The following is a 3,344-nucleotide window of genomic DNA, read 5'->3' on the forward strand; positions in this document are numbered from 1 at the left end:
GCGGCGGCGACGGGGCCGCCTGGCCGCGCGGCGCGCCCGGCGCGCCGCGTTCCAACGCGCTCAAGCGGTAATCGAGATCGGCGGTCAACTTATCGAAGCGTTGGTTGAGCAGTTGGATCTGGTGATTGAATCCTTCGAATGCGCCAGTGAGGTTCCGCAACTCCTCCTCCAGGGCGACGATGCGGGATTGCAGCACGCCGGCGCTGCCGGGCGGCAACGGCTGGGCGGGGGCGCTGTCGCGCGCCGTTCCTTCGCGCGGAACCGGCGCCATGGCGCCGCGCGCGATTTGCACGTTGAGAGTCTGAAGATCGCGTTCCAGTCGCTGCATCCGCTCGATGAGCGGGGCCAGTTCCGAACCGGACTGGGCCGATGCGGGCGCGGCCATCGTCGCCCACAGCGCCAGGCCCGCAACGGCGGCTTTCGACAGGGTCAGGAGATTCATGGACGCGGCCCACTCGCAATCATCGGCAAGAAAACGGTTCGATCGATCGACCGGCTTTGCCCGATTCAGCTTATGATGTAGGGCGATTTTAGGCAAAAAAAAGGCGCTTGCCCATCCCGGCTCCCCGGTAGGGCAAGCGCCCTTGTTTCAAGGCGGCGGATCTAGACGATCAGCTCCCCGCGCCGCCGCTGACCACCGAAGTGATCGTGTTTCGATTCTGCGCCCAGGCCGCCTCGTTCGAGCCGAGCGCCGTCGGGCGCTCCTTGCCGTAGGAGATGGTGCGAATGCGATCCGCGGCTATCCCCTGGGAAATGAGGAACGTCTTGGTCGAGTTGGCGCGGCGTTCGCCGAGCGCCAAGTTGTATTCGCGCGTGCCGCGCTCGTCGCAATTGCCCGCGACCAGAACGCGGATGTTCGGATACCGCTTCAACCACGCGACCTGGCGCTCGAGGGTGCGCTGCGCTTCCGGCTTGAGATTGTATTTGTCGAAGTCGAAGAAAACGCGATCGCCGACATTGACGACCAGGTCCTGCTGCGAACCGGGAACAACGGTACCGGGGCCCGCGGCCGCGCCCGCGCCGGCGGCGACGGCGCCGCCCTCCGGAGCAGTTTCACAAGCGGCGACAAGCGCGATCGCGGCAAGTACGGACAGAATTCTAACGTGCATTGATGTCTCCTCCTCGCGGGAGCTTCTGGAACCCATGAGCCCTCGGAATCCGGGGATGGTCCCGAGCGGCATGATGGGCCGTTTATTAATGGGTTAGCGCCTGAATTCCAAGACAATTCTTCGGCCGGGCACGGATTATTGGGTTCCGTTAGGGGCCGACCCCAACACCCCTGGACCGCAGGTAAGGTTAATGAGTGCGATCCGCGCCCCATTTAGGGAATCAGCGGCGACCACGCCGGATCGGACGCGTCCGTCGGCGTAACGATTTCGCGCTCGTTATGCCCTGTCAAATCAATGCTGTAGAGCCGCGTCCGTCCGCCGCCGCCGCGGGCGTCGGAAGGCTCCTGGCGGAAATACATCAACACCCGGCCGTTCGGCGCCCAGGTCGGCGCCTCGACCAGAAAGCCCTCGGCCAGCAGCCGCTCGCCGCTACCGTCGGTGCGCATCACGCCGATATAGAACTTGCCCTGATGAATCTTGGTGAAGGCGATCAGATCGCCGCGCGGCGACCACACCGGCGTCGCGTACTTGCCGGTGCCGAAGCTGATGCGGCGCGCGTTGCGGCCGTTGGCGTCCATCACGTAGAGCTGCTGGCTGCCGCCGCGGTCGGAGTTGAACGTGACCTGGCTACCGTCGGGCGAATAGCTGGGCGAGGTGTCGATCGCCGAATGGAACGTGAGTTGCGTCACGGTGCGGGTGCGGAGGTCCATCGTATAGATCTCCGAGTTGCCTTCCTGCGCCATGCTCATGATCACCTTCTTGCCGTCGGGCGAGAAGCGCGGCGCGAAGGTCATGCCCGGAAAATCGCCGACCACTTCCTGGCGCCCGGTATCGATGTTGAAGAGATAGACGCGCGGCACGTTCTGGTAATACGAGAGATAGGTGATTTCCTGCAGCGTCGGCGAAAAGCGCGGGGTCAACACCAGCGAACTGCCGTCGGTGAGGAAGCGGTGGTTCTCGCCGTCCTGGTCCATGATCGCGAGCCGCTTGATGCGCCGGCGCTGCGGCCCGCTTTCCGCGATGTAGACGATGCGGGTATCGAAGTAGCCGTCCTCGCCGGTGATCCGCTTGTAGATCGCGTCGGAAATGATGTGCGCGACGCGGCGCCAGTTGTCCGGCACCGTGTGGTAGGCGAGTCCGACCATCTGCTGTTCGGCGAACACGTCCCAAAGCCGAAACTCGGCGCGAAGGCGGCCGTCAGGAACAATCTGCACCCGCCCCTGCACCAGCGCCTGCGCGTTGAGCACGCGCCAATCGCCGAAGCGCGGCAGATTGCCGAGCGATTCCGCGCTCTGGATGAACGCCTTGGGATCGATCGGGCGGAACAGGCCGCAGCGCTCCAGATTGGCAGAAATGACGTGCGCGATGTTGCGCCCGTGGGTGCTTTCGCCCGGATTGCCGCCGAGAAAATTGGTGACGGCGATCGGCATCGGTTCGACCGTGCCGCGGGTGATGTCGATGCGCAGTTCCGCACGTGCCGGCCGGATTCCGAGCCCGCCCAGCGCGCCGACGCCGACACCGGCCGCGGCCATCGCCGCCGCGCGGCGTCGTTCCCGTCCCTTGCGGCTCAATTCGTCCGTCATAGGATTCCCTGGGGATCGAAATTCAGCACCATGGTTTGCCACACATCGTAGCGATCCGGGGGCAGCTTGAACGGTTGGCAACGCGGATTCAACACCGCCCTGATCACGCTTTCCGCCATCGCCCGGTAGAACGGGTCGGTCAGCGTCCGGGCCTGCTGGAGCAGATTGGCCTCGCGCACCGTGCCGTCCACGTTCATGATCACCCGCACCTCGACCGTCATCTTGTGCGCGTCCTTGGCCCCGGCCGGCAGATTCCAGCATTGCTCGATCTGCCGGCGCACCAGATCGATCTCGCTGATCGAGAGCGCCTTGGAGGGATCGTGCGGGCGCGGGCGCTGGGAGAGCGCCTTCTGGATTTCGGCGACGTCGAACTTCTCCTCGGGCGGCGGAGGCTTCTTGCGGTCCTTGGCGGTTTCGTCGGTTTTGATCGGACGTTGCTTGATCTCCTCCAGGGTCTTGAGGACCGAGGCCATCTCGTCGGGCGGCGGCGGCTTGCGCTTTGGCTGAACCTTGGCGAGCCGGGGCTCGGGCGGACGCGCCTCTTCCTTCGGCTTTTCCTTGGCCGGTACGGGCTTAGGCGTCGGCGCGGGCGTCGGTTCCGCCTGCGGCTTGGGCGGCGGAGGCGGCGGCGGAGGCGGCGGCGCGGCCTGGG

The 3,344-nt window shown here is 65.4% G+C and carries 3 protein-coding genes; all 3 read right to left on the minus strand.

The annotated features are described in order from the left end of the window. On the minus strand, positions 1-442 hold a 442-nt coding region (locus FJ311_16065; protein MBM3952950.1), incomplete at its 3' end, for a hypothetical protein. Positions 443-611: 169 nt separating this feature from the next. Then, positions 612-1,109, minus strand: a complete 498-nt coding sequence (gene pal / locus FJ311_16070; protein ID MBM3952951.1) for a peptidoglycan-associated lipoprotein Pal — start codon at positions 1,107-1,109, stop codon at positions 612-614. Between the two features lie 212 nt (positions 1,110-1,321). Continuing rightward, positions 1,322-2,641 (minus strand): Tol-Pal system protein TolB, encoded by a 1,320-nt coding sequence (gene tolB, locus FJ311_16075; protein MBM3952952.1) that lies wholly within the window; start codon positions 2,639-2,641, stop codon positions 1,322-1,324. Positions 2,642-3,344 lie beyond the last annotated feature (703 nt).

It is taken from the genome of Rhodospirillales bacterium (assembly GCA_016872535.1).
Taxonomy (GTDB): Bacteria; Pseudomonadota; Alphaproteobacteria; order Rhodospirillales; family 2-12-FULL-67-15; genus 2-12-FULL-67-15.

What these genes read in the sequence shown, in the direction of transcription:
- pal (MBM3952951.1), bottom strand. Translation starts at nt 1,109, where the DNA reads ATGCACGTTAGAATTCTGTCCGTACTTGCCGCGATCGCGCTTGTCGCC.
- tolB (MBM3952952.1), bottom strand. Translation starts at nt 2,641, where the DNA reads ATGGCCGCGGCCGGTGTCGGCGTCGGCGCGCTGGGCGGGCTCGGAATC.